The following is a 19,597-nucleotide window of genomic DNA, read 5'->3' as shown; positions in this document are numbered from 1 at the left end:
TCTCCTAGTTTCGAATCAAGTGGCCGCTGGCCGCGAGTAACGTTCCATCCAGTAAAGCACCTTGCTCACCGAGGGCCAGACGGCCTTCGGCAAACCAGCGTACGGCCATCGGGTAGATCAGGTGTTCCTGAACATGGACCCGCTGCGCCAGACTCTGCGGCGAATCCTGTAACTCTACCGGTATTACAGCCTGTACGACCAGTGGTCCGCCATCGAGTTCCTCGGTGACGAAATGCACGGAGCAGCCGTGCTCGGCGTCGCCAGCCTCCAGCGCGCGCTGATGCGTGTGTAACCCTTTGTATTTGGGTAGCAGCGAGGGATGGATATTGAGCAGGCGACCCTGATAGTGGCGCACGAAACCCGCGCTGAGAATGCGCATGAATCCGGCCAGTACCACGAGTTTTGGGTTGAAGGCGTCGATCAGTTCGATCAGCGCGGCATCGAAGGCCTCGCGGCCTTCGAAAGCCTTGTGATCCAGGGTGCGGGTGTCGATACCCGCGTCCCTGGCGCGTTGCAGGCCGTAGGCGTCGGCGCGGTTGGAAATCACCGCAGCGATGCGGACCGGGCTGTCGCCGGTCCGCGTGCTGTCGATCAGGGCCTGCAAGTTACTGCCGGTGCCGGAGAGCAGCACCACGACATCACAGGTCTTAGGCATCAGTGAGCCTTGAGGTTCTTCAGTTCAACCTGAGCCGCGCCTTCGGCAGCGGTGGAGATCTGGCCGATGACCCAAGGCTGCTCGCCCGCTTCGCGCAGGACGTTCAGGGCGGTTTCAACGTGCTCTTGAGCCACGCAGATGACCATGCCCACGCCGCAGTTCAGCACGCGGTGCATTTCGTTCTCGTCGACGTTGCCTTTCTCTTGCAGCCAGTCGAACACGGCCGGGCGGTTCCAGCTTGCTACGTCAACCACCGCTTGTGCGCCTTTTGGCAGTACGCGCGGGATGTTGTCCAGCAGGCCGCCACCGGTGATGTGGGCCATGGCTTTGACGGCGCCGGTTTCCTTGATCAGCTTGAGCAGCGGCTTCACGTAGATGCGGGTCGGGGCCATCAGCAGGTCGGTCAGCGGCTTGCCGTCGAGCTGGGTGTTCTCGATGTCGGCGCCGGACACTTCGATGATCTTGCGGATCAGCGAGTAGCCGTTGGAGTGCGGGCCGGAAGACGGCAGGGCGAGCAGGGCATCGCCAGCGGCAACCTTGGAGCCGTCGATGATTTCGGATTTTTCCACGACGCCGACGCAGAAGCCGGCCAGGTCGTAGTCTTCGCCTTCGTACATGCCCGGCATTTCAGCGGTTTCGCCGCCAACCAGCGAGCAACCCGACAGTTCGCAGCCAGCACCGATGCCGGTCACGACCTGGGCAGCGGTATCGACGTTCAGTTTGCCGGTAGCGTAGTAGTCGAGGAAGAACAGCGGCTCGGCGCCACACACCACCAGGTCGTTGACGCACATGGCCACCAGGTCGATGCCGATGCTGTCGTGCTTGTTCAGGTTCAGAGCCAGGCGCAGCTTGGTGCCGACGCCGTCAGTACCGGAAACCAGCACAGGCTGCTTGTAGCCGGCCGGGATTTCGCAGAGGGCGCCAAAACCGCCCAGGCCGCCCATGACTTCCGGGCGCGCAGTGCGCTTGGCGACGCTCTTGATGCGTTCGACCAATGCTTCACCGGCGTCGATGTCTACACCGGCGTCCTTGTAGCTCAGGGAGGGTTGCTTGCTCATGATCCAGGCCTTTAGGGGGGGGATTTCTGGGTAACGACCGAGTCCATCGGGACCGCTCAAACAGGCGAAGGCGAGGGCCAAACGCGAATTTCAGGGTGCCCGGCTGTTGCCGGTCTGCGAAGGCGCGCGATTTTATCAGGCTTGAGCCGCAGCGGCCATCCTCAGGCCGACAGCAGGGCCATATCCGTTCAAAAAAAACCGTTGCAGCGCGGTGTCGGTGGCATCCTGCATGGCTGTATAAGGTAGCGCGATTAACCGTCTATCGTTATGACAGTGCGAAAACTTACCCCGGACGTGTGAATGTTTTGCATCGGGCGATGGTCACAGCCTTGCTCGATTGTCTTCACGCGGTCTGTTCCAGCCGCTCTTGTCGCCAGGAATCTCCCATGCGTTTTTGTAAATTCTTGTTTGCAGGCTGTTTGTCGTTGGTCAGCCTGGTCAGTCATGCCGAAACCGTCAAAGGTCTTTACCAGGTGCGCGAGCCGGTGAATGGCCAGTCGCCCGAGGAGCGCGAGCAGGCCACTCAACGAGCGTTGGACACCTTGGTGCTACGCCTGACCGGCGACCCCAAGGCCGCTCAAAGTCCGGGGCTGGCAGCCGTTCGCAAGGACCCGCAACAGATCATCAGTCAATACGGCTTTGATGCCGGGCCGCCGGAAGTCCTGAAAGTCGATTTCGATCCCGGCACCACCGAGCAGGCCTTGCGCCGCGCCGGGCTGGCCGTGTGGGGGGCCAGTCGGCCGTCGATCCTCGGCTGGTGGCTGAATGAATCCGCCGAAGGCTCAAGCCTGGTCGGCGACGGTCAGGCCAGCGCGGCGCCGCTGCGTCGGGCCGCACAGCACCGAGGCTTGCCATTGCGCCTGCCATTGGCGGATTTGAACGAGCAGATCGTCGCGACCGCGCCGAATCTGGAAGCTGCGGATCCCGCGCCTCTGCATGCGGTATCGGAACGCTACAACGCCGATGCCTTGCTCGCGGTACACGCCCAGGAGGAGGGTGGGCAGTGGCAAGCCAAGTGGCGTCTGTGGCTGGGCGATCAGAAAGAGGCTGGCACCGTGCAGGGCGCTGATCAGGCCGCCGTGGCTGATGCGGTAATGCTGGCAGTCAATGAGCGCCTGGCGCCGCGGTTTGTCGCCAAACCTGGCGCTTCGGGGGCGCAATTGCTGGAAGTGCAGGGCATGAACCTTGAGCACTACGCGTCCCTTGGGCGCTTGCTGGAGCCATTTGGCGGGCGCGTTCAAAGCGTCGAAGGCGACCGGATCGTGTACCGGGTCAATGGCAGCGCCGATCAGTTGCGTGCACAACTGTCGCTGGCGCGGCTGCAGGAAGCGCCGGCGAGTCCGGCCCCGACTCCGGCAGTGCCGGTTCAGCCTACCGCCGGTGGTGCAGTGCCTGCGCCTGCGCCTGCGCCGACACCGCAACTGCGTTTTCGCTGGTAGTTTTTCTTTCTTTATATAGAAGCAATGGAGTGGTTCATGGCCGATACGCGGCGTTGGTTCTGGCTCGGTGGGGTGGTCCTGCTTTGCGCCTTTGTCTGGTTGTTGCACCCGATCCTCACGCCGTTCCTGGTGGCGCTGCTGTTGGCCTACCTGTTCGATCCGCTGGTGGATCGACTGGAGAGGGCGGGCCTGTCCCGGACCTGGGGTGTCGTGGCGGTGTTTGCGCTGTTTACATTGATCCTCACCGCGTTGCTGTTGGTGTTGGTGCCGCTGCTCGCCAGGCAGTTGTTTCGTCTGTATGAGCTGGCCCCGCAGATGCTCGACTGGGTTCAGCACACCGCGTTGCCTTGGGCGCAATCGAAGTTCGGCCTGTCGGACGGTTTCTGGAAATTCGACAAGCTGAAGGCGGCCATCAGCGAGCATATGGGCCAGACCACCGATGTTGTTGGCGTGGTGCTCAGTCATGCCACGGCCTCGGGGCTGGCGTTGATTGGCTGGCTGGCGAATCTGGTGTTGATTCCGGTGGTGAGCTTCTACCTGTTGCGCGACTGGGACCTGATGATGGCCAGGATCCGCAGCCTGCTGCCCCGTGAGCGTGAGGAGCGCGCGGTGTCGCTGGCCGGTGAATGCCATGAAGTGCTCGGAGCGTTCGTTCGCGGGCAGTTGCTGGTGATGGTGGCCCTGGGTGTGATCTACGCGGCAGGCCTGATGCTGGTCGGGCTTGAGCTGGGCTTGTTGATTGGCCTGATTGCCGGTCTGGCGGCGATCGTGCCGTACATGGGGTTTATCATCGGTATTGGCGCGGCGCTGATTGCGGGGCTGTTCCAGTTCGGTGGTGACCTCTACCCGATGCTCGGCATTGTCGCGGTGTTCATGGTCGGCCAGGCACTGGAGGGTATGGTGCTGACGCCGTTGCTGGTCGGTGACCGGATTGGCCTGCACCCGGTGGCGGTGATTTTCTCGATCCTGGCCGGTGGTGAACTGTTTGGCTTTACCGGTGTGCTACTGGCATTGCCGGTCGCTGCTGTGATCATGGTGCTGCTGCGGCATGTGCATGATTTGTATAAGGATTCTGAAATCTACTCAGGCGTCGACGAGCCGGAGCTATAACGGCCGTCGATGGGTGATGGCGGGCTGCCCGGGTTCGTGCCGGGTCAGCCTGCTTGTATCGGGTGACTGTCGCATGCAGCGCCAAAGAATCTGTCATAAAACCGGTGCATTAACGCAAACCTTTGATTTTGCTTGTGGTCTGTCGCATTGTGCGGCCCGCCTCACGGGTATAAACTTCGCAAACTTTACACAGAGGCCACTAACGGTTCCTTTGGAACTGTTCAGTCAGCATGAAACCGATTCAGCTGCCCCTAGGTGTGCGTCTGCGTGACGACGCCACCTTTATCAACTACTACCCAGGCGCCAATGCCGCTGCACTCGGCTATGTCGAGCGGCTATGCGAAGCCGACGCCGGCTGGACCGAAAGCCTGATCTACCTTTGGGGCAAGGATGGGGTAGGGCGTACGCACCTGTTGCAGGCCGCCTGCCTGCGCTTCGAGCAATTGGGGGAGCCCGCGGTGTATCTGCCGCTGGCCGAACTGCTCGATCGCGGCATCGAGATTCTCGACAACCTTGAACAGTACGAACTGGTCTGTCTCGATGACCTGCAGGCGGTTGCCGGCAAGGCCGACTGGGAAGAGGCGCTGTTCCATCTGTTCAATCGCTTGCGCGACAGTGGCCGGCGCTTGCTGATTGCCGCATCGACATCCCCGCGCGAGTTGCCGGTGAAGCTGGCGGATCTCAAGTCCCGCCTGACCCTGGCCTTGATCTTCCAGATGCGCCCGCTGTCCGATGAGGACAAATTGCGTGCCCTGCAATTGCGCGCATCCCGTCGCGGGCTGCATCTGACCGATGAAGTCGGGCATTTCATCCTGACTCGCGGTACCCGCAGCATGAGTGCGCTGTTCGAGCTGCTCGAACGTCTCGATCAGGCCTCCCTCCAGGCTCAGCGCAAGCTGACCATCCCGTTTTTGAAAGAAACTCTCGGCTGGTAGACCCGCTTAAACCGGGGCTTTCAGCGGGTTTCGGCATATTTCAGGCGCCAGAAAACCCGCTTTCCTGCACGGTTGCAGGCTGCGTGTACGTTTAAAATGGGCTTAAGCGCTTAGATGTAAACGAGAAACCGATAAGTCACAAAAACTTCGATTGAATTTGCAAATGAGGTTGATAGCGGGCATAGTCTCGACTTCTTTACAACTTCAGCCACGGTCGTGCCCATGCTAAATCGCTTCGCACCCCTCGTGCCTCTCGCACTCGTTACCCTGTTGTTCGGTTGCGCTGCCCACACTCCGGTGTCCCAGCAAGTGCCGCAACAGCAGGTTCAAAACTCCGTTACTGCCCAGTCTTCTTCTCTTTTCCAGGAAGAGCTGGCTACCGAAAAAGAGCTCGCAGACTTCGCCGGTGGCAAGTCCTACCAGCTTCCGGTCCTGGCCGACAGCATCCTCGAACGTGGCATGTCCCTGATCGGTACCCGTTACCGTTTCGGCGGTACCTCTGAAGCCGGTTTCGATTGCAGTGGCTTCATCGGTTACCTGTTCCGCGAAGAAGCGGGCATGAACCTGCCGCGTTCCACCCGCGAAATGATCAACGTGGACGCTCCGCTGGTCTCGCGCAGCAAGCTTGAGCCAGGCGACCTGCTGTTCTTCGCCACCAACGGCCGTCGCGGTCGCGTCAGTCACGCCGGGATCTACCTGGGGGACAACCAGTTCATCCACTCCAGCAGCCGCCGCAGCGGTGGTGTGCGGATCGATAGCCTGGGTGACAGCTACTGGAGCAAGACCTTCATCGAAGCCAAGCGCGCCCTGGCAATGGCACCTAACGCGTCGCCCATCGTCACTGCCCGCAAATAAGCGCACAGTTTGTAAGGCAAACTTAAAGTCTTACTTGAAGTTTGCCATATAACCGCTAGAATCCTGATGTATGAATGATGGCAAACCGCCTGCGCCCTGCGCAGGCGGTTTTCTTTTCTGCACTCCCGGCAGAAAACGCCGCAGCCAGATCAGGATGCTCTGCTTATGACGACGTCGGCCCGCCTCGCAATCATGTTCTTCGCAGCGCTGCTCAGCGCTTGTGCCAGCCGTACACCGCCACCCGCGCCGGTGGTTCGCGCCCCCATCGTATTCGGCTCCTCACAGGCTTTCTCGCCCGAGGCGGAAGACGTGCTGTTTCGCGCGCTCGGCCTGGTGGGCACGCCTTATCGCTGGGGTGGCAATACGCCGGATTCCGGATTTGATTGCAGCGGCCTGATCGCTTACGTGTACCGCGATGTCGCCGGCATTTCCTTGCCGCGCACCACTCGCGAGATGATCTCCATGCAAGCGGCGAATGTGGGCAAGGAAGGCCTGCAAACCGGTGACCTGATCTTCTTCGCCACCAATGGCGGTTCCCAGGTCAGTCATGCCGGTATCTATGTGGGAGAAGGGCGTTTCGTCCACGCGCCGGCCACCGGCGGCACCGTGAAGCTCGACAGCTTGTCCAAGACGTATTGGCAAAAGGCTTATCTGAGCGCCAAGCGTGTTCTGCAGCCTGAACATCTGGCGCGCAACCCGTAACTTCCGGAGCTGGTTGTCATGACTGCCCGCACGCTCAATCTCGACGATTCGCTGTATCAGTACCTGCTCGACGTCTCCCTGCGGGAAACCCCGCTACTCAAGCGCTTGCGCGATGAAACCCAGGCGCTGCCCATGGCTCGCTGGCAGGTGGCGCCGGAGCAAGGGCAGTTTCTCGCTTTGCTGGTGAAGCTGACGGGGGCCAGGCGCTTGCTCGAAGTCGGCACCTTTACCGGTTACAGCGCCCTGTGCATGGCGGCGGCATTGCCCGCTGACGGTTCGCTGATTTGCTGTGACATCCCTGGCGACTACAACGCCACGGCCCTGCGCTACTGGCAGGAAGCCGGGCTGGCCGGACGCATCGATCTGCGTCTGGCGCCTGCGCTGGAAACCCTCGGCAAGCTGGACCAGCCAGGCCAGTTCGATCTGATTTTCATCGATGCCGACAAGGCCAACTATCCGGGTTATCTGGAACACGCCCTGCGATTGCTGCGGGTCGGTGGGCTGGCGGTGTTCGATAACACCCTGTGGAGCGGGCGCGTGCTTGAGGCCAATCCAGAGAGTGAAGATACCCGGGCGATCCAGGCGCTCAACCGGGCCTTGAAAGACGATGCGCGGGTAGACCTGTCGTTGTTGCCGCTGGGTGACGGGCTCACACTCTGCCGCAAACGCTGAACCCCGTGGGAGCGGGCTTGCTCGCGAATGCAGGCTGTCAGTCGACTGATGTGTTGGCTGATACACCGCATTCGCGAGCAAGCCCGCTCCCACAGGTTCAGTGACTTACTTTGCTGCCGACACCCGCCACACCTTGTTCCCCACATCATCGGCCACCAACAGATCGCCCTGCCGGTCAATCACCACGCCTACCGGCCGGCCCATGGCTTGTTCCTTGTCGTTGAGAAACCCGCTGAGCACATCAACCGGGTTCCCGACCGGCTTGCCGGCGCTGAACGGCACGAAAATCACCTTGTAGCCGCTGTGCGGCTTGCGGTTCCAGGAGCCGTGCTGGCCGATGAAGGCGCCTTCCTTGAATTGCGCCGGCAACTTGTTGCCTTCGGCAAACGTCAGGCCCAGTGACGCCGTATGCGGGCCGACCGCATAGTCCGGGGCAATAGCCCTGGCCACCAGGTCAGGGTTTTGCGGCTCGACGCGGATATCGACATGCTGGCCGTAGTAACTGAACGGCCAGCCGTAGAACGCGCCGTCCTTCACCGAGGTGATGTAGTCCGGTACCAGATCACTGCCGATTTCATCTCGCTCGTTGACGGCTGTCCACAGCGCGCCACTGCGCGGTTCCCAGGCCATGCCGTTGGGGTTGCGCAGGCCGGAGGCGAAGATCCGGTGCTGGCCGGTGGCGCGATCCACTTCCCAGATCGCCGCACGGCCTTCTTCCTTGTCCATGCCGTTTTCCGCAACATTGCTGTTGGAACCCACGGTGACGTAGAGCTTGCTGCCGTCCTTGCTGGCGATGACGTTTTTGGTCCAGTGGTGGTTCAGCGGGCCGCCCGGCAGGTCGATCACCTTGATCGGCGGTGACTGGATCTGCGTATCGCCACTTTCATAGTGAAAGCGCAGAAGGCGATCAGTGTCGGCCACGTACAGGTCATTGCCGACCAGCGTCATGCCGAAGGGTGAATTGAGGTTTTGCACAAACACCGTGCGGGTTTCCGCGATGCCATCGTGATCCTTGTCCCGCAGTAACGTGATGCGGTTCGGGCTGGGCACGGTAGACCCGGCACGCCCCATGACTTTCTTCATGACCCAGCCGCGGATGCCTTTACCGTCTTCGGGTTTGGGTGGTGCGGCGGTTTCCGCCACCAGCACATCGCCATTGGGCAGCACATAAAGCCAGCGCGGGTGATCCAGGTCTTCGGCAAAAGCGCTCACTTGAGTGCCCGTGGCGGCGACGGGTTTCGCACCCTGTGGCCAGCCAATGGCCGGGGCGATGTTCACGGTGGGGATCAGGGTTTTGTCCGGCTCCGGCAGGCGGGGCGAAGGACCGGTGCCGTCGGAGACTTGCAGGCGAGAGGTCTCGCCACAAGCGGCGAGCCCTCCGCAAAGCGCGATAACGAGAACGAGCGGGGGCGTGCGCATGCTGGTCTTCCCTATGAATGCCTTGTTCTATTCATAGAGAAGTATTGCGCTGCGATGGTTCAACCCTTAGCCGCGTGCTTCCTTGAACAGCACCGCAATGCCGGGGTGATAGTTGCCGGCTTCGTTGCGCAACTTGCGGTAGGCATAAGGGAAATACCAGGCCACCGCGCAGGTGTGTTCCTTTTGCAGGTCGTCGACCATGTCCTGGAGTTCTTCCGGCGTTGCGCCTTGCTGGGCTTTTTGCGGGGCGACGAACAGGCAGCCGAGTTTCAGGTCGCTGGCATGGCTCACTCGCTTCGCATCGCTGGCGACCTCGAGCAAGGCCTGGGTCAGGTTCAGGCTGTTGACCCGGGGCCAGCGCTGGCTGACCTGGATGTAGGCGCGGGTTTCGGGCGAGGCGAGGAACAGGTCGGCACGGCCGTTGCGGTCGCCTTCTTCGGTCTGTTTGCGGGTGGTCGTCTGTTGCAGCGTGACCATCTCGGCCATCCAGGCCGCGGCAGACAGCAGTCCGAGGTTGGCTTTTTCGTCGTGCCAGTACGGTGTGTCGCCATCGCCGCGGATGGCGTTATAGCGGTCGATGCATTCGAACCAGCGCTCGAGCACCGGGCGCAGGAATTCCAGGTTTGGATTGCTGATGATCATGCCTTGCATGGGCTCACCCTTGTTATTGTGTTGTGGGGTTGTGGCTCTTTGATATCACTGCTGCGAGCGTGGCACAAGATTGACGTCAGTTTATTGATCGTCGGCAGTTATTCGGCAGGTGGCCGCCCGGCTTTAATTGACGCTCCACCCCCAACCCTCTAACCTTCGCGGCTTGTTTCAGGTGCTCTGTGGCTTGGGTCGACAGAGTGAAACAGGGAAGCCGGTGAGTGAGTCCTTCCGTTAGTCGAAGGCCTGCAATTCCGGCGCTGCCCCCGCAACGGTAAATGAGTGAAAACTGTGTGTGATGCCACTGTGTCGATTCGATGCGGGAAGGCGCACAGTCCGGCCCCGCGGCCACTCATGAGCCCGGAGACCGGCCTGATTCATCCAGCGGCATCACGGTGGGCGATGCCAGGCTTGTTGCCTTCTTTTGCTGTGCCTGCCCGCCGTTATTCCTGCCTCAACGGAGAGCTCCCCCATGACTGATACCCCCGATCGTGATGAACGCCACCTGGCGCGCATGCAGCGCAAGAAAGCCGTGATCGACGAGCGCATCGCCAATTCCCCGAACGAGTGCGGCCTGTTGCTGGTGCTGACCGGTAACGGGAAAGGCAAGAGCAGTTCGGCCTTTGGCATGCTCGCCCGCGCTCTGGGGCATGGCATGCAATGCGGCGTGGTGCAGTTCATCAAGGGCCGCAACAGCACGGGCGAAGAGTTGTTTTTCCGACGCTTTCCCGAGCAGGTGCGTTTTCATGTGATGGGCGAAGGTTTCACCTGGGAAACCCAGGACCGTCAGCGCGACATCGCTGCTGCCGAAGCCGCCTGGGCGGTGTCGCAGCAACTGCTGCGCGACCCGTCTATCGGGCTGGTGGTGCTGGACGAGCTGAACATCGCCCTCAAGCATGGCTACCTCGACCTCGATCAGGTGCTCAGTGACTTGCAGTCCCGGCCACCGATGCAGCACGTGGTGGTCACCGGTCGTGCCGCCAAACCGGAAATGATCGAGATGGCTGACACCGTCACCGAAATGGGCGTGATCAAGCATGCCTTCCAGGCCGGGATCAAAGCGCAGAAAGGCGTCGAGCTGTGAGTCGCACTTTATGAATAGCCCTCGTCAATGCCCGGCGGTACTGATTGCCGCGCCAGCTTCCGGCCAGGGCAAGACCACCGTCACCGCGGCGCTGGCCCGATTGCACCGCAATCAGGGGCGCAAGGTCCGCGTGTTCAAGTGCGGCCCCGACTTTCTCGATCCGATGATCCTCGAGCGCGCCAGTGGTGCGCGGGTGTATCAACTGGACATGTGGATGGTCGGCGAACAGGAGAGTCGCCGGTTACTCTGGGAAGCCGCGGCCGAAGCCGACCTGATTCTGATCGAAGGGGTCATGGGGCTGTTCGACGGTACGCCGTCGAGCGCCGATCTGGCGCGGCATTTTGGTGTGCCGGTGCTCGGTGTGATCGATGGCACCGCCATGGCCCAGACCTTCGGCGCGTTGGCCCTGGGGCTGGCGCGCTATCAGCCGGACTTGCCGTTCGCCGGCGTGCTGGCCAACCGCGTCGGCACGCTGCGCCATGCACAGCTGCTCGAAGGCAGCCTGACTGAGGGGTTGCGCTGGTACGGCGCGCTGTCCCGGGAAACCGGAATCGAATTGCCGAGCCGGCATCTGGGGCTGGTTCAAGCCAGTGAGCTGAACGATCTCGACCTGCGTCTCGATGCGGCCGCCGATGCCCTGGCCAGCAGTTGCGAGGTCGCGCTGCCACCGGCAGTCGAGTTCGCCGCACCGGATGCCATTGCCGCCGAACCGCTGCTGGCCGGTGTGCGCATTGCCGTCGCCCGGGATGAAGCCTTTGCATTCACCTACGGCGCGAGCCTGGACTTGCTGCGGGCGATGGGCGCCGAGTTATCGTTCTTCTCACCGATCCGCGACCGAGCGTTGCCAGAGGCCGACAGCCTGTATCTGCCGGGTGGTTACCCGGAGCTGCACCATGTTGCGCTGGCGCAAAACACTGCGATGCTCGATGCGATCCGCGCCCACCACCAGGCAGGCAAACCGTTGCTCGCCGAGTGCGGCGGCATGCTTTATCTGCTCGATTCCCTGACCGATGTCGAGGGCACTCGCGCCGAACTGGTTGGTTTGCTGGCCGGTGATGCGGTGATGCAAAAGCGTCTGGCGGCGCTGGCGTTGCAAGCGGTGGACCTGCCGGAAGGTTCGCTGCGCGGGCACACCTATCACCATTCGCTGACCACCACTGAATTGACACCGATTGCCCGTGGCTTGAGCCCTAATGGCGGACGAGGGGCGGAAGCGGTTTATCGTGAGGGGCGGATGACCGCCTCTTATGTGCATTTCTATTTTCCATCCAATCCGTCGGCGATTGCCGCGCTGTTTGCGCCTGACCAAAACCCTGTGGGAGCGGGCTTGCCCGCGAAGAGGCCATGACGGATAACGCATTTTCCGAAGCCGAGCGCGCAGCGGTCTATCGCGCCATTGCCGAACGCCGTGACATGCGCCACTTCAGCGGCGGCACCGTCGAGCCTGAATTGCTCCGGCGCCTGCTCGAGGCCGCGCACCAGGCACCGAGTGTCGGCCTCATGCAGCCCTGGCGCTTCATCCGCATCAGCGATCGCGCCTTGCGCGGGCAAATCCAGGCGCTGGTGGAAGAAGAACGCATCCGCACCGCCGAAGCCCTCGGCGAGCGCAGCGATGAGTTCATGAAGCTCAAGGTCGAAGGCATCATCGATTGCGCCGAGGTACTGGTGGCCGCACTGATGGACGACCGCGAGCCGCATATCTTCGGCCGCCGCACCTTGCCGGAAATGGACATGGCCTCATTGTCCTGTGCCATCCAGAACCTGTGGCTGGCGTCACGCGCCGAAGGGCTGGGCATGGGCTGGGTGTCGCTGTTCGAACCCCAGGCACTGGCCGACCTGTTGCAGCTGCCGCCGGGCGCCAAACCACTGGCCGTGCTGTGCCTGGGACCGGTCAAGGAATTCTACCCAGCGCCGATGCTGGTGCTCGAAGGCTGGGCGCAGGCGCGTCCGCTACATGAATTGCTGTACGAAAATTATTGGGGAGTGAGTCAATGAGTGTGGCGTTGTTGAGTGTCGCCGCGGTTGCGCTGGATGCGCTGCTGGGTGAACCCAAACGCTGGCATCCGCTGGTGGCGTTCGGCCGTTTTGCCGAGCGCATCGAGCAACGTTTCAACGGTGGCGGTCGCGGCTGGCGCAGCCATGGCGTCACCGCGTGGGTGATCGCCGTGTTGCCGCTGACGTTGCTGGCCACGGCACTCTCCTGGGCGCCTTATGTCGGCTGGATCGTAGAGATTCTCGCGCTCTATTGCGCCCTCGGCATGCGCAGCCTCGGCGAGCACGTCGAGCCTGTGGCCAAGGCCTTGCGCGGCGGTGATCTTGATGAAGCCCGCAAACGTGTGAGCTATCTGGTCAGCCGTAAAACCAGTGATCTGGATGAAACCGAAGTCGCCCGGGCCGCTACCGAGTCAGTGTTGGAAAACGGCAGTGATGCGGTGTTCGCGGCGTTGTTCTGGTTTGCCGTGGCGGGTGCGCCGGGCGTGGTGCTCTACCGCCTGAGCAATACGCTGGATGCGATGTGGGGCTATCGCAACGAGCGCTTCGAACGGTTCGGCTGGGCGGCGGCGAAGATCGACGACGTGCTCAATTACATACCGGCGCGTCTGGTGGCACTGACTTACGCACTGTTGGGCAAAACCCGGCTGGCGTTGAAATGCTGGCGCACCCAGGGCCCGACCTGGGACAGCCCGAACGCCGGGCCGGTGATGGCGGCGGGGGCGGGTGCCCTGGGCGTCGAATTGGGTGGGGCGGCGATTTATCACGGCGAATTGCATCAGCGTCCTCAGTTGGGCGAAGGTGTGCCGGCGGATGCCGACTCCATTGACCGGGGCTGGCAACTGGTCCAGCGCGGGGTATGGTTATGGCTGCTGATTCTCTGCATGGGGGCTGAGTTTTATGCTTGAGCACGGTGGGCGATTGCGCAAGGCAGCGCTCGAGTACGGCATCGATGAAGCCGACTGGCTGGACCTGTCCACGGGCCTTGCACCCTGGCCGTTCCCGGTGCCGGACATTCCGTTGCGCGCCTGGGCCCGATTGCCGGAAGCGGACGACGGGCTGGAGCAGGCCGCCTGTGATTACTACGGCACCCTGCAGGCGCTGCCGGTGGCCGGCTCGCAAATGGCGATTCAACTGCTGCCGCGATTGCGTCGGGCGGGCAAGGTCGGCGTGCTCTCGCCCTGTTATGCCGAGCACGCCGAAGCGTGGCGTCGCAACGGCTACATCGTGCGGGAAGTGCTGGAGCAGGAAGTCGACTTCTTTATCGACAGCCTCGACGTGCTGGTGGTGGTCAATCCGAATAACCCCACCGGCTTGAGCCTGACGCCCAGCCGCCTGCTCGATTGGCACGCGCGCCTGGCCCAGCGTGGTGGCTGGCTGGTGGTGGACGAAGCGTTCATGGATAACACGCCGCAACTGAGCCTGGCACCGTTTGCCCATCAGGTCGGGTTGATCGTCTTGCGCTCTTTCGGCAAGTTTTTCGGTCTGGCCGGAGTGCGCCTGGGCTTTGTGCTGGCCGAGCGCAAGTTGCTCAAACTGCTGGCTGAACAGGTGGGGCCATGGGCCGTCAGCGGGCCGACCCGGGTGGTGGGCCAGGCCTGCCTACGCAATACCGAAGAGCAGACGCGGCAGCGGGTGCGCGCGGATGACGCCAGCGAGCGCCTTGTGTCCTTGCTGGGGCATCACGGGTTTGCGCCGCAGGGCGGTTGCGCGCTGTTCCAGTGGCTGATCACCGAGCGCGCCGAAGAGCTGCATGAATTCATGGCCCGGCGCGGCATTCTCCTGCGCCTGTTCACGCACAACAGCAGCCTGCGATTCGGCTTGCCCGGTGACGAAGCCGCCTGGGTGCGACTGGCTCAGGCATTCGAAGAATTCGCCAAGGAAAACCAATGACCACGCTAATGGTGCAGGGCACCACATCGGATGCCGGTAAAAGCACGCTGGTGACCGCGCTGTGCCGTTGGGCCACGCGCCAGGGCACCAGGGTGGTGCCGTTCAAGCCGCAGAACATGGCGCTCAACAGTGCGGTGACCGCTGACGGTGGTGAGATCGGTCGCGCCCAGGCGGTACAGGCCCAAGCCGCCAACCTTGAACCGCACACCGACATGAACCCGGTTCTGCTCAAGCCCAACAGCGATACCGGTGCCCAGGTGATCATCCATGGCTGCGCCGTCACGACCATGAACGCCGTTGCCTATCACGACTACAAAACCATCGCCATGCAAGCGGTACTGGCCTCCCACGAGCGTTTGAGCGCGGCGTATCCACTGGTGATGGTCGAAGGCGCGGGCTCGCCGGCGGAAATCAATCTGCGGGCTGGCGACATCGCCAACATGGGTTTTGCCGAAGCGGTGGATTGCCCGGTGGTGCTGATCGCCGATATCAATCGCGGCGGGGTTTTCGCCCACCTGGTGGGGACGCTTGAACTGCTGTCGCCGAGCGAGCAGGCGCGGGTCAAAGGCTTCATCATCAACCGGTTTCGCGGCGATATCGCACTGCTGCAACCCGGTCTCGACTGGCTTGAAGAACGCACCGGCAAACCGGTGATCGGCGTGCTGCCCTACGTGATGGATTTGCATCTGGAAGCCGAGGACGGCATCGATCAACGCCAGACCGACAAGGCTGAGCAAGTACTGAAAGTGATAGTGCCGGTGTTGCCGCGCATCAGCAATCACACCGATTTCGATCCGCTGCGGCTGCATCCGCAAGTGGACCTGCAATTCATCGGCCCCGGCCAGGCGATTCCGCCGGCCGACCTGATCATTCTTCCTGGCTCGAAAAGCGTGCGCAGTGACCTGGCATATCTGCGGGCCAGTGGTTGGGAAACCGCCATCGCCCGGCACCTGCGTTACGGCGGAAAGTTGCTGGGCATTTGTGGCGGCCTGCAGATGCTTGGCGAGCAAGTGCACGACCCGCTGGGGCTCGAAGGGGCGCCGGGTTCCAGTGCCGGTTTGGGGCTGCTGGCGTTGCAGACTCAACTTGAACAAGAGAAGCAGTTGCGCAATGTGCGTGGGCGTCTGGCGCTGGAAGATGCGCCGGTAGCGGGTTATGAAATTCATGCTGGCGTGACCACCGGGCCGGCGCTGGAAAATGCCGCCGTGCAACTGGATGACGGCCGCTGTGATGGTGCGCAAAGTGCGGATGGGCAGATTTTCGGCACCTATCTGCATGGGTTGTTCGAATCGCCAGAGGCATGCAGTGCGCTGCTGCGCTGGGCCGGTTTGCAGGAGGTGCAGGCCGTGGATTACCACGCCTTGCGCGAGCGCGATATCGAGCGGCTGGCGGATCTGGTGGAGAAGCATCTGGATACCGGGCTGTTGTGTCAGCTCTGCGGGATTTGAAGCGTCTGCCATGGCCTCATCGCGGGCAAGCCCGCTCCCACAGTTGTCCGCGTTTCCCTGTAGGAGCGAGCCTGCTCGCGATGACTTAAGTCGCCTCACCGAAGAATTAAAGGAAACAACCATGCTGCAACTGATCCTCGGCGGCGCCCGCTCCGGCAAGAGCCGCCTGGCTGAAAAACTCGCCATCGACAACGCTCTGGCCGTGACCTACATCGCCACCAGCCAGCCACTCGATGGAGAAATGAGCGAGCGGGTGGCCCATCACCGTGCCCGCCGTCCTGCCGAATGGGCATTGATCGAAGAGCCTGTGGAGCTGGCCCGGGTGCTGCGCGAATCTGCTCGTATCGACCGCTGCCTGTTGGTGGATTGCCTGACTCTGTGGCTGACCAACCTGCTGATGCTCGACGATGCCGAGCGCCTGGCGGCCGAACGTGATGCCTTGCTGGACTGCCTGGCGTCGCTGCCGGGTGAAGTCATTTTTGTCAGCAACGAGACCGGAATGGGTGTCGTGCCACTGGGCGAATTGACTCGCCGTTATGTCGATGAGGCCGGTTGGCTGCATCAAGCTCTGGCTGAGCGCTGTCAGCGTGTCGTCCTGACCGTCGCCGGCCTGCCCCTGACTCTGAAAGGAACTGCGTTATGACTCAATCCTGGTGGCTGAACCCGAGCAAGCCGGTCGATACCCACGTGGTCGAACAGGCACAGGCGCGGCAACAGCAACTGACCAAACCGGCCGGCTCTCTTGGCCAGCTGGAATCGGTGGCGGTGCAACTGGCGGGTTTGCAGGGGCGGGTCAAGCCGAGCCTGGAGCAGGTGTGGATCGCGATTTTTGCCGGCGACCATGGCGTCGTCGCCGAGGGCGTGTCGGCGTTTCCCCAGGAAGTCACCGGGCAGATGCTGCACAACTTCGTCAACGGCGGTGCGGCGATCAGCGTACTGGCGCGGCAACTGGGCGCTTCCCTTGAAGTGGTGGACCTGGGCACGGTAATGCCGTCGCTGAACCTGCCGGGTGTGCGTCACCTGAACGTCGGCCCGGGCACGGCGAATTTTGCACAGGGACCGGCCATGACCGGGGCGCAAGGGCAACTCGCCTTGCAGGCCGGTCGTGACAGCGTGCAACGGGCAATGGCCAGCGGTGCGCAGTTGTTTATCGGTGGCGAAATGGGCATTGGTAACACCACTGCCGCCAGTGCGCTGGCGTGTGCCTTGCTCGATTGCCCGGTGGGCCATTTGACCGGGCCAGGTACCGGGCTCAACGCCGAAGGTGTCAGCCACAAGGCCCAGGTGATCGAGCGCGCCCTGACACTGCATGGCGCGCAGCGTGACGATGCCTTGCAGACCCTGTTCAACCTCGGCGGTTTCGAGATCGCCGCGTTGGTCGGTGCCTATCTTGCCTGTGCGCAGGAGGGTGTCGCGGCGCTGGTGGACGGTTTCATCTGCAGTGTCGCGGCGCTGGTTGCGGTGCGCTTGAACCCTGAATGCCGTCAGTGGCTGTTGTTCGGTCATCGCGGCGCCGAGCCGGGCCATCGTCATGTGCTGGAAACCCTGAATGCGCAACCGTTGCTCGATCTCGGCCTGCGGCTTGGCGAAGGCAGTGGCGCGGCATTGGCCGTGCCGCTGCTGCGTCTGGCTTGCGACCTGCACGGGCAAATGGCGACCTTCGCCGAGGCCGCCGTCGCAGATCGTCCGGCATGACCTTGCGCCTGGATCTGTTGCGTCATGGTGAAACCGAACTCGGCGGCGGGCTGCGCGGCAGTATCGATGATGCATTGACCGACACGGGCTGGGCGCAGATGCGAGCCGCCGTGGTCGGTCGAGGCCCATGGGATCGGCTGGTCAGTTCGCCGTTGCAGCGTTGTGCGCGGTTTGCCGAAGAGCTCGGTGCGCAATTGGCTGTACCGGTGCAATTGGACAGTGACCTGCAAGAGTTGCATTTCGGCGCCTGGGAAGGGCAGAGCGCAGCGGCGTTGATGGAAACCGACGCCCAGGCGCTGGGCTTGTTCTGGGCCGATCCCTATTCGTTCACGCCACCGCAAGGTGAACCGGTTGCAGACTTTTCGGCACGGGTGCTGGCAGCGCTCGGGCGTTTGTACGCGAGCTTTCCCGGTGAGCGCATTTTGCTGATCAGCCACGGTGGTGTGATGCGACTGTTGCTGGCGCAGGCCCGCGGGTTGCCGCGAGAACAACTGCTTAACGTCGAGGTCGGACACGGCGCGGTGTTTTCGCTGACGCTGGAGTCCGCTGGCGTGTTGAAGGAAGTGCTCTGACCATGCTGCCGTTCTGGATCGCCCTGCAATTTCTCAGCAGCCTGCCGATTCGCCTTCCCGGCATGCCCGAACCTCGGGAGCTGGGGCGGTCGCTGCTGTTTTATCCGCTGGTGGGATTGCTCTTTGGCGCGATTCTGTGGGCCGTGAACTGGCTGCTGCTCGGCACGCCGGCGATGCTGCACGCGGCGTTGCTGCTGAGCGTTTGGGTCTTGCTCAGTGGCGGGTTGCATCTGGACGGCCTGGCCGACAGCGCCGACGCCTGGCTTGGTGGTTTTGGCGACCGTGAGCGTACGCTGAGCATCATGAAAGACCCGCGCAGCGGGCCGATCGCCGTGGTGACGCTGGTGCTGGTGTTGTTGCTCAAATTCAGCGCGCTGCTGGCGTTGATCGAGCACCCGCATTCGCTCGCCTTGATCATCGTGCCGTTGATAGGGCGCAGCGCATTGCTCGGCTTGTTCCTGACCACCCCGTACGTGCGCGCCGGTGGCCTGGGGCAGGCGCTGGCCGATCATCTTCCGCGAAGGGCGGGCAAGCAGGTGTTGGCCCTCGGTGCGTTGGTGTGTGTCTTGCTCGGCGGCCTGAGTGGTGTGTTGTCGGTGGTGCTGGCGCTGGTAGTGTTCGCCTGGCTACGGAGGGTCATGCTACGACGTCTGGGCGGGACCACGGGCGATACGGCCGGAGCTTTGTTGGAACTACTGGAGGTTGCTGTGCTAGTGGGCTTGGCATTGATTTAGATCCTCAGCAAGACACAAACTTGCTCGCAAGGCGCGTTTTAGAGTGCTGTTGGGAATCGGCCTACAGATATATCCTGGTGAATCAGAATTAAATAATTGCCAGTTGATTTTTTGCATGCGAATGTTCTTGGTTGCAGCGACCTGAAAAACTAGTGCAGCTCGCCGGTGATGTTGCACCGTGTTCAAAGTCGAGAAGTATCAATTTATTAGTCTGCGCAAGATGGCTCGAATACGAGGCCTGAGTCCGTCTGTTGCCGCGGGCGCGAGTGTCTGTAAATATACGGTGTCTATTTCTCGGGTTTGGCTGATCGGTGGCACTTTTCCGAGGTCGTAACTCATGTTTTATAATCTTGTTTCTCAGAACTCGAAGTTTTCAAGAAAGTCTGGCTTGAATAAGGATGTAGTCCATTTCGCGCGCGGTATTCAGATGTTTCCTACGGAAAACTGTAAATCATGCGAAGTCTGTTTGTTTAAGATGTAAATAATGTTGTAACAATGTTTCGATCTTGGTGTCGGAATCATAGTGCACAATGGTTGAGCAAGGACGGTAAAGTTTTCGCTGCTTTTAAGGAAAGACTCATGTTGATGGACCATGCCGCAATACTCTCCCCGAAAATTCGGTACCTGTTTAAGTTCGAGATAAAAGATTTAGTCAGCCCGGCGGCCCCAAGACCGACTCCAGCGCA

General features: G+C 61.8%; 20 protein-coding genes and 1 riboswitch. Of the genes, 16 read left to right on the top strand and 4 right to left on the bottom strand.

What is annotated here, in order from left to right; genetic code table 11:
- Window positions 1-4: 4 nt before the first annotated feature.
- The gene (purN, locus tag ACLD1X_RS27275) at window positions 5-655 is read right to left on the bottom strand and encodes a phosphoribosylglycinamide formyltransferase (RefSeq protein ID WP_429373116.1); all 651 of its coding nucleotides are present in this window, start codon (window positions 653-655) and stop codon (window positions 5-7) included.
- Window positions 655-1,713, bottom strand: a complete 1,059-nt coding sequence (gene purM, locus ACLD1X_RS27270; RefSeq protein WP_007984558.1) for a phosphoribosylformylglycinamidine cyclo-ligase — start codon at window positions 1,711-1,713, stop codon at window positions 655-657. Before purM ends, purN begins: the two co-directional genes overlap by 1 nt.
- 386 nt (window positions 1,714-2,099) lie before the next feature.
- Between purM and ACLD1X_RS27265 the strand changes: the two genes are divergently transcribed.
- The 6 genes from ACLD1X_RS27265 to ACLD1X_RS27240 all read left to right on the top strand — a co-directional run bounded on the left by ACLD1X_RS27265 (window position 2,100) and on the right by ACLD1X_RS27240 (window position 7,426).
- Window positions 2,100-3,152 carry a DUF2066 domain-containing protein gene (locus tag ACLD1X_RS27265; RefSeq protein WP_429373114.1) on the top strand — a complete coding sequence of 351 codons (1,053 nt, stop codon included), beginning with the start codon at window positions 2,100-2,102 and terminating at the stop codon, window positions 3,150-3,152.
- Between the two features lie 36 nt (window positions 3,153-3,188).
- Window positions 3,189-4,262: an AI-2E family transporter gene (locus tag ACLD1X_RS27260; RefSeq protein WP_429373112.1), complete on the top strand. Its 1,074-nt coding sequence runs from the start codon at window positions 3,189-3,191 to the stop codon at window positions 4,260-4,262.
- Between the two features lie 230 nt (window positions 4,263-4,492).
- Window positions 4,493-5,197, top strand: a complete 705-nt coding sequence (hda, locus tag ACLD1X_RS27255) for a DnaA regulatory inactivator Hda (protein ID WP_007898944.1) — start codon at window positions 4,493-4,495, stop codon at window positions 5,195-5,197.
- A 222-nt stretch (window positions 5,198-5,419) separates the two neighbouring features.
- On the top strand, window positions 5,420-6,052 hold the full coding sequence (locus ACLD1X_RS27250; protein WP_413425321.1) for a C40 family peptidase: 633 nt from the start codon (window positions 5,420-5,422) through the stop codon (window positions 6,050-6,052).
- 165 nt (window positions 6,053-6,217) lie between these two features.
- Window positions 6,218-6,754: a C40 family peptidase gene (locus ACLD1X_RS27245; protein WP_008017886.1), complete on the top strand. Its 537-nt coding sequence runs from the start codon at window positions 6,218-6,220 to the stop codon at window positions 6,752-6,754.
- 18 nt (window positions 6,755-6,772) lie between these two features.
- A complete protein-coding gene (locus ACLD1X_RS27240) occupies window positions 6,773-7,426 on the top strand; it encodes an O-methyltransferase (RefSeq protein WP_429373108.1) in 654 nt (217 codons plus the stop codon).
- 105 nt (window positions 7,427-7,531) lie between these two features.
- Here the strand turns inward: ACLD1X_RS27240 and ACLD1X_RS27235 are convergent, their stop codons facing one another.
- Together ACLD1X_RS27235 and ACLD1X_RS27230 are read right to left on the bottom strand one after the other, a co-directional pair.
- Complete coding sequence (locus ACLD1X_RS27235) at window positions 7,532-8,845, bottom strand: PQQ-dependent sugar dehydrogenase (protein WP_429373106.1); 1,314 nt, start codon at window positions 8,843-8,845, stop codon at window positions 7,532-7,534.
- 66 nt (window positions 8,846-8,911) lie between these two features.
- The gene (locus ACLD1X_RS27230; protein WP_429373104.1) at window positions 8,912-9,496 is read right to left on the bottom strand and encodes a hypothetical protein; all 585 of its coding nucleotides are present in this window, start codon (window positions 9,494-9,496) and stop codon (window positions 8,912-8,914) included.
- Window positions 9,497-9,649: 153 nt separating this feature from the next.
- A riboswitch (cobalamin riboswitch) is annotated at window positions 9,650-9,883 on the top strand.
- An 82-nt stretch (window positions 9,884-9,965) separates the two neighbouring features.
- On the opposite strand from ACLD1X_RS27230, the gene cobO reads away from it, so the two are divergent.
- The 10 genes from cobO to ACLD1X_RS27180 all read left to right on the top strand — a co-directional run bounded on the left by cobO (window position 9,966) and on the right by ACLD1X_RS27180 (window position 18,911).
- Complete coding sequence (gene cobO, locus ACLD1X_RS27225) at window positions 9,966-10,577, top strand: cob(I)yrinic acid a,c-diamide adenosyltransferase (protein ID WP_429373102.1); 612 nt, start codon at window positions 9,966-9,968, stop codon at window positions 10,575-10,577.
- 10 nt (window positions 10,578-10,587) lie between these two features.
- Window positions 10,588-11,925 carry a cobyrinate a,c-diamide synthase gene (locus ACLD1X_RS27220; protein WP_429373100.1) on the top strand — a complete coding sequence of 446 codons (1,338 nt, stop codon included), beginning with the start codon at window positions 10,588-10,590 and terminating at the stop codon, window positions 11,923-11,925.
- The gene (gene bluB / locus ACLD1X_RS27215; RefSeq protein WP_429373098.1) at window positions 11,922-12,572 is read left to right on the top strand and encodes a 5,6-dimethylbenzimidazole synthase; all 651 of its coding nucleotides are present in this window, start codon (window positions 11,922-11,924) and stop codon (window positions 12,570-12,572) included. Before ACLD1X_RS27220 ends, bluB begins: the two co-directional genes overlap by 4 nt.
- Window positions 12,569-13,477, top strand: a complete 909-nt coding sequence (cbiB, locus tag ACLD1X_RS27210; RefSeq protein ID WP_429373096.1) for an adenosylcobinamide-phosphate synthase CbiB — start codon at window positions 12,569-12,571, stop codon at window positions 13,475-13,477. Before bluB ends, cbiB begins: the two co-directional genes overlap by 4 nt.
- The gene (gene cobD, locus ACLD1X_RS27205; RefSeq protein ID WP_429373094.1) at window positions 13,470-14,462 is read left to right on the top strand and encodes a threonine-phosphate decarboxylase CobD; all 993 of its coding nucleotides are present in this window, start codon (window positions 13,470-13,472) and stop codon (window positions 14,460-14,462) included. The genes cbiB and cobD overlap by 8 nt, the downstream gene beginning before the upstream one ends.
- Window positions 14,459-15,910, top strand: a complete 1,452-nt coding sequence (locus ACLD1X_RS27200) for a cobyric acid synthase (RefSeq protein ID WP_429373092.1) — start codon at window positions 14,459-14,461, stop codon at window positions 15,908-15,910. Before cobD ends, ACLD1X_RS27200 begins: the two co-directional genes overlap by 4 nt.
- Before the next feature lie 121 nt (window positions 15,911-16,031).
- A complete protein-coding gene (cobU, locus tag ACLD1X_RS27195; protein WP_429373090.1) occupies window positions 16,032-16,553 on the top strand; it encodes a bifunctional adenosylcobinamide kinase/adenosylcobinamide-phosphate guanylyltransferase in 522 nt (173 codons plus the stop codon).
- Window positions 16,550-17,605 (top strand): nicotinate-nucleotide--dimethylbenzimidazole phosphoribosyltransferase, encoded by a 1,056-nt coding sequence (gene cobT / locus ACLD1X_RS27190; protein WP_429373088.1) that lies wholly within the window; start codon window positions 16,550-16,552, stop codon window positions 17,603-17,605. The genes cobU and cobT overlap by 4 nt, the downstream gene beginning before the upstream one ends.
- Window positions 17,602-18,177 carry an alpha-ribazole phosphatase family protein gene (cobC, locus tag ACLD1X_RS27185; RefSeq protein WP_429373086.1) on the top strand — a complete coding sequence of 192 codons (576 nt, stop codon included), beginning with the start codon at window positions 17,602-17,604 and terminating at the stop codon, window positions 18,175-18,177. Before cobT ends, cobC begins: the two co-directional genes overlap by 4 nt.
- Before the next feature lie 2 nt (window positions 18,178-18,179).
- Entirely contained in the window at window positions 18,180-18,911 is a 732-nt protein-coding gene (locus ACLD1X_RS27180; RefSeq protein WP_429373084.1) for an adenosylcobinamide-GDP ribazoletransferase, read from the top strand.
- The last annotated feature ends 686 nt before the right edge of the window (window positions 18,912-19,597 follow it).

Source organism: Pseudomonas sp. 18173 (assembly GCF_050432945.1).
Lineage (GTDB): Bacteria > Pseudomonadota > Gammaproteobacteria > Pseudomonadales > Pseudomonadaceae > Aquipseudomonas.
Note: the sequence above shows the minus strand (reverse complement) of the source record. Positions and strands in the feature narration are given on the sequence as shown.